Raw genomic sequence first — 4,766 nt, forward strand, 5'->3', positions numbered from 1 at the left:
GAGTTGGCCCAGACGGTCATGTAGCCGGAGAACAGCCGCGTCTGCGCCTCCAGGGCACGCTGCGGGTCGGAAAGCCAGTATTCGCTGAGCTTGGAGAAGGTCTTCACCATGTCGACGACCGGCTCGGCGACATGATCGCGCACGTCGCCTTTTTCGCGCGGCTCGGCCCATGCGGAAGCCGCCTTGCCGGCCTGCTCGATCATGCGCGCCATGTTCAAGGCGAAGCGCTCCGGGTCCTTCACCAGATATTGCTCGACGGTCGAAGCCTGGTCATCTTCCGCTTTGCCCGAATCGGGTGTTTTGGACATGGTTGGCGGGTTCCTCCCGAAGCGTTTTCTTGACATATTATCATGGGACATCGGACAGGGTCCAACGCGCTCTACCTCGGCTGCCAAGGAAACAATATGACGATTAATATTGGCGACGCTGTTTTTTCTACCACTGGTTTTTCTGGCACTGGTCGTTTTTGCCGCATGGGCGCGGCGATCGTCCTGCTGGCGATATCAGGCTGTTCGAGCACCAACGTCGAGGGCGCCAGGCCTGTCGCGGCTGCCGACGGGCCAAAGAACACCGGCACCTATCCCAACCTGAATATCCCGCCGCAGGCAGCGGCAGAGCAGTTCACCGAGGCGGAAAAGAACGCCAAGCTCGCCCAGTTGAAAGCCGACCAGCAGGCGCAGGGCTCAAAAGGCGGCGCGGTTAAGGCCACGAACCAGGCGGCGCTGAACACACTGGCAAAAAAGCACGGCACCGACGCACTGAAGCAGATCGAAGCCAAATGCGATCCCGCCCTCGACCCTACCTGCAAATAGGGTTATATCGCGCGACCGACAACCACCTTCGCCAAAAACCACTTTGACCGTCTGGAATTGCCATGGAAGAATTTCACAAGGTCCGCCGGCTTCCGCCCTATGTCTTCGAGCAGGTCAACCGGCTGAAGGCCAGTGCCCGCTCGCGCGGCGCCGACATCATCGACCTTGGCATGGGCAATCCGGATCTGCCGACGCCCAAGGCCATCGTCGACAAATTGTGCGAGGTCGTGCGCGATCCGCGCACGCATCGCTATTCGTCGTCGCGCGGCATTCCGGGCCTTCGCCGCGCCCAGGCCAATTACTATGGCCGCCGTTTTGGGGTGAAACTCGACCCGGACACGCAAGTGGTGGCGACGCTGGGGTCGAAGGAAGGTTTTGCCAATATGGCGCAGGCGATCACCGCCCCCGGCGACGTGATCCTGTGCCCTAACCCGACCTATCCGATCCACGCTTTCGGCTTCATCATGTCGGGCGGCGTGATCCGCTCGTTGCAGGTGGAACCGGACGACGGCTTCATCCCCGCGCTGGAGCGCGGCATCCGCCATTCGATCCCGAAGCCGCTGGCGTTGATCCTCAATTACCCGTCGAACCCGACGGCGCAGGTCGCCTCGCTCGATTTCTACAAGGAGGTGGTGGCCTTCGCCAAGAAGAACGACATCATCATCCTGTCGGACCTTGCCTATTCGGAAATCTATTTCGACGGCAATCCGCCGCCCTCGGTGCTGCAGGTGCCGGGCGCGATCGACGTGGCGGTCGAGTTCACTTCGATGTCGAAGACCTTTTCCATGCCCGGCTGGCGCATGGGTTTTGCCGTCGGCAACCAGCGGCTGATCTCGGCGCTGACCAGGGTCAAGTCCTATCTCGACTACGGCGCCTTCACGCCGATCCAGGTGGCGGCTGCGCACGCGCTCAACGGCGACGGCGCCGATATCGCCGAAGTTCGCGACATCTATCATAAGCGCCGCGACGTCATGGTCGACGCCTTCAGCCGCGCCGGCTGGATTGTCCCGGCGCCGGCGGCGTCGATGTTCGCCTGGGCGCCGATCCCGGAGCCGTTCAAGCATCTCGGTTCGCTCGAATTCTCCAAGCTTCTGATCGAGCACGCTGACGTGGCGGTGGCGCCGGGTGTCGGCTTCGGCGAGCATGGCGACGACCATGTGCGCATCGCGCTGGTCGAGAACGAGCACCGGATCCGGCAGGCGGCTCGCAACATCAAGCGCTTCCTGGCGTCCAGCGCCAAACAGCCCAACAATGTGGTGCCGCTGGCCGCACATCGTTGAGCGCCTGACACTACATCGACCAAATTCTTGGGGGGCGTCGCCGGACATGGCTGAAGCGTTGCGTGTTGGAATTGCCGGTCTCGGCACCGTCGGCGCGTCGGTGGCGCGCGTGCTGCACGACAAGGCGGCGGAACTGACGCGGCAATGCGGCCGCGAGGTCGTCGTGTCAGCCGTCTCGGCCCGTGATCGCAAACGCGACCGCGGCGTCGATCTCGGCGCGGCCAAGTGGTTCGACGATCCGGTAGGAATGGCGCAGACCGCCGAGATCGACGTGTTCGTCGAGCTGATCGGCGGCGACGAGGGACCGTCGCGATCATCCGTGAAAGCAGCGCTTGAAACCGGCCGCCACGTCGTCACCGCCAACAAGGCGCTGCTCGCCAAGCATGGCGTGGCGCTGGCCGAGATCGCCGAGAAGGAGGGCGTGCTGCTCAATTACGAGGCGGCGGTGGCGGGCGGCATTCCGGTCATCAAGACGATGCGCGAGGCGATGGCCGGCAATTCGGTGACCCGTGTCTTCGGCATCCTCAACGGCACCTGCAACTATATCCTGACCCGCATGGAGGCCGAGGGCCTGTCGTTCGACGCCTGTCTGAAGGATGCGCAGCGGCTGGGCTATGCCGAGGCCGACCCGACCTTCGACATCGAGGGCCACGACACCGCGCATAAGCTGTCGATCCTGACCAGCCTTGCCTTCGGCACGCGGATTGCCGCCAACGACATCTACATGGAAGGGATTTCCAACATCAGCCAGGCCGACATCCGCGCGGCCGGCGATCTCGGCTACCGGATAAAGTTGCTCGGCGTCGCCCAACGCACGGAAAGCGGGATCGAACAGCGCGTGCACCCGACCATGGTGCCGACGGCCTCGGTCATCGCGCAGGTGCACGGCGTCACAAATGCGGTGGCCATCGAAACCGATATTCTTGGCGAGCTTTTGCTCTCCGGTCCCGGTGCCGGCGGTAACGCCACCGCATCGGCAGTGGTCGGCGACATTGCCGACATCGCCAAGAGCCGGCCGGGTTTCCAGCACGGTCCGGTCTTCGGCCTGCCGGCGAAGGAATTGCGACCTTACAAGAAGGCGCAGATGCGCAGCCATGCCGGCGGCTATTTCATCCGGCTGACCGTGCATGACCGCATTGGCGTCTTTGCCGCGATCGCCAAGCGCATGGCCGACAACGACATTTCGCTGGAATCGATCGTGCAGCACGCCGCCGGGCCGGATACCGCCCTGCAGAAGACGGTGATCCTCGTCACCCACGAGACGACAGAAGCGGCGGTCCGCAAGGCCGTCGACGGCATCACCAAGGACGACCATCTAACCGACAAGCCGCAGGTCATCCGCATCGAGCGGGCGGAATAGGAATTCTCTTTCTCAAATCGATTGATATCGCTGCGCTTTCAAGAAAGACCCGCCCAGGTCTTGCTGTTGTCATGGAGCTTTGACACAACCGGCGCGCCTCTAACGCATCGGCCAGGAAATCGGAATCGATTTTCGGGAAAGCACGATGCGTAGCTTCAAAGAGTTAGAGCGTCCTTTGCGCGTCCAATGGACGCGGCGCTCTAACGGGAGGCAATGTGCCAACGAGGATTGTCCACCGATGAACATTGCCCAGAACATCGTCGCCGGCCTTGACCGGATACTCACCATGGAACTGGTGCGTGTCACCGAACGCGCCGCGGTTGCGGCGGCCAGGTTGCGCGGACGCGGCGACGAAAAGGCCGCCGACCAGGTCGCAGTCGACGCCATGCGCGAGGAGCTCAACCGCCTCGCCATCAACGGTACGGTGGTGATCGGCGAGGGCGAACGCGACGAGGCGCCGATGCTCTATATCGGCGAAGAGGTCGGTTCCGGCAAAGGCCCGGCGGTCGATATCGCGCTCGATCCGCTCGAAGGCACGACGATCTGCGCCAAGAACCTGCCCAATGCGCTGGCGGTCATCGCCATTGCGGAAAAGGGCAGCCTGCTGTTCGCGCCCGACGTCTATATGGACAAGATCGCCGTCGGCCCGGGCTATGCGGACGGCGTCATCGACATCGATGCCTCGCCGGCCGAAAACATCGCCAGCCTGGCCAGGGCCAAAGGCGTGCCGGTGCCGGAGATCACCGCCTGTATCCTCGACCGGCCGCGCCATGGCAGCCTGATCGAGGCCGTGCGCGCCACGGGCGCTGCGATCCGGCTGATCGGCGATGGTGACGTCGCCGGCGTCATCCACACCACCGATCCAGAGGAAACCGGCATCGACATCTATCTCGGCACCGGCGGCACCCCGGAGGGTGTGCTGGCGGCGGCAGCGTTGCGCTGCACCGGCGGCCAGATCCAGGGAAGGCTGATCCTCGACACGCCGCAAAAGGTGGCGCGCGCGGCGAAGATGGGCATCTCGGACCCGAAGCGGGTTTACCGCACCCAAGACATGGCGCGCGGCGACGTGCTGTTCGCCGCAACCGGCGTGACCGACGGCAACATGCTGGCCGGCGTCAAGTTCGGGCGCAATTCCATCACCACGCATACGATCGTGCTGCGCTCGTCGTCGCGCACCGTTCGCGAGATCAAGGCAAGGCACCAGGATCTGGAAAAGTTTTGATTCCCGACTCGGCTAGCCGTCGCATATTGTGAGAAATGACAATCCGCAGACGGCGCGTCGCATGACGGGCGAAAACCGTATCTTCCTCGATG

General features: G+C 63.4%; 4 protein-coding genes and 1 pseudogene. 4 read left to right on the forward strand and 1 reads right to left on the reverse strand.

The window, feature by feature from the left end:
- Positions 1 to 308 (reverse strand): annotated as a pseudogene (locus EOA85_RS28010) (class I poly(R)-hydroxyalkanoic acid synthase); the annotation flags it as partial.
- Positions 309 to 404: 96 nt separating this feature from the next.
- Between EOA85_RS28010 and EOA85_RS28015 the strand changes: the two are divergent.
- The 4 genes from EOA85_RS28015 to glpX all read left to right on the forward strand — a co-directional run bounded on the left by EOA85_RS28015 (position 405) and on the right by glpX (position 4,674).
- Positions 405 to 812: a hypothetical protein gene (locus tag EOA85_RS28015; RefSeq protein ID WP_127211926.1), complete on the forward strand. Its 408-nt coding sequence runs from the start codon at positions 405 to 407 to the stop codon at positions 810 to 812.
- Between the two features lie 62 nt (positions 813 to 874).
- Positions 875 to 2,092 (forward strand): LL-diaminopimelate aminotransferase, encoded by a 1,218-nt coding sequence (locus EOA85_RS28020; RefSeq protein WP_065009447.1) that lies wholly within the window; start codon positions 875 to 877, stop codon positions 2,090 to 2,092.
- Between the two features lie 46 nt (positions 2,093 to 2,138).
- Positions 2,139 to 3,452 (forward strand): homoserine dehydrogenase, encoded by a 1,314-nt coding sequence (locus EOA85_RS28025; RefSeq protein ID WP_127211927.1) that lies wholly within the window; start codon positions 2,139 to 2,141, stop codon positions 3,450 to 3,452.
- 238 nt (positions 3,453 to 3,690) lie between these two features.
- Positions 3,691 to 4,674 carry a class II fructose-bisphosphatase gene (gene glpX / locus EOA85_RS28030; protein ID WP_127211928.1) on the forward strand — a complete coding sequence of 328 codons (984 nt, stop codon included), beginning with the start codon at positions 3,691 to 3,693 and terminating at the stop codon, positions 4,672 to 4,674.
- Positions 4,675 to 4,766 lie beyond the last annotated feature (92 nt).

It is taken from the genome of Mesorhizobium sp. M5C.F.Ca.IN.020.29.1.1, from assembly GCF_003997375.1.
Lineage (GTDB): Bacteria > Pseudomonadota > Alphaproteobacteria > Rhizobiales > Rhizobiaceae > Mesorhizobium > Mesorhizobium wenxiniae.

Excerpts from the sequence above, each read along its gene's own strand:
- EOA85_RS28025 (WP_127211927.1), top strand. The coding sequence starts at position 2,139 with ATGGCTGAAGCGTTGCGTGTTGGAATTGCCGGTCTCGGCACCGTCGGC.
- glpX (WP_127211928.1), top strand. The coding sequence starts at position 3,691 with ATGAACATTGCCCAGAACATCGTCGCCGGCCTTGACCGGATACTCACC.
- EOA85_RS28015 (WP_127211926.1), top strand. The coding sequence starts at position 405 with ATGACGATTAATATTGGCGACGCTGTTTTTTCTACCACTGGTTTTTCT.
- EOA85_RS28020 (WP_065009447.1), top strand. The coding sequence starts at position 875 with ATGGAAGAATTTCACAAGGTCCGCCGGCTTCCGCCCTATGTCTTCGAG.